Origin of the sequence: Brevundimonas sp. ZS04 (genome assembly GCF_001956865.1) — a bacterium.
In the GTDB taxonomy this organism is placed as follows: domain Bacteria; phylum Pseudomonadota; class Alphaproteobacteria; order Caulobacterales; family Caulobacteraceae; genus Brevundimonas; species Brevundimonas diminuta.
The window spans coordinates 1-443 of record NZ_MTHE01000054.1 but is presented as its reverse complement, the minus strand read 5'-3'; the positions used below and the strand labels follow the sequence as shown (position 1 = coordinate 443).

Sequence of the window (443 nt, the reverse complement as noted above, 5' to 3'; positions counted from 1 at the left end):
CCGTTCAACTACACCAACTCGTTCACGGTGCCGCTCACGGCGCTCCCGAACGGCGATCTCCGCGTCTCGATCCCGATGGACGGCATCGTGCCTGCCCCCGGCGGCTTCCGCTTCCACACCATCTCGGATCCGGGACAGTTCGGAACGTTCGCCCCGATCGACCACGCGCCGCTGTTCGGCGGATTCTCGATCGGCGGCACCAGTCTGGCCAGTGGGTGTGACGCAGGCGGCGGTACCGCTGGTGCCCAGGTCTACATCGACCGCTCCTTCATTTTCGGCCAGCCGCTCCCGAAGGCCGAGCTGATTCCGACCACGACGACGCCCTCGCGCGACACCTCCGTCGACTTCAGCCTCGGCCAGACCGCCAATGAGTTTCAGCGCTGCAGCTTCACGCAGAGCTTCACCCCGACGACGTGCTCGACGCTGACCGGCTTCAAGTACAC

1 protein-coding gene is annotated in these 443 nt (G+C 65.9%); it reads left to right on the top strand.

Annotation, left to right across the window (positions count from 1 at the left end; genetic code table 11):
* A partial coding sequence (locus tag BJP32_RS17400; RefSeq protein ID WP_158043320.1) for a hypothetical protein occupies nucleotides 1–443 on the top strand: 443 nt, incomplete at both ends.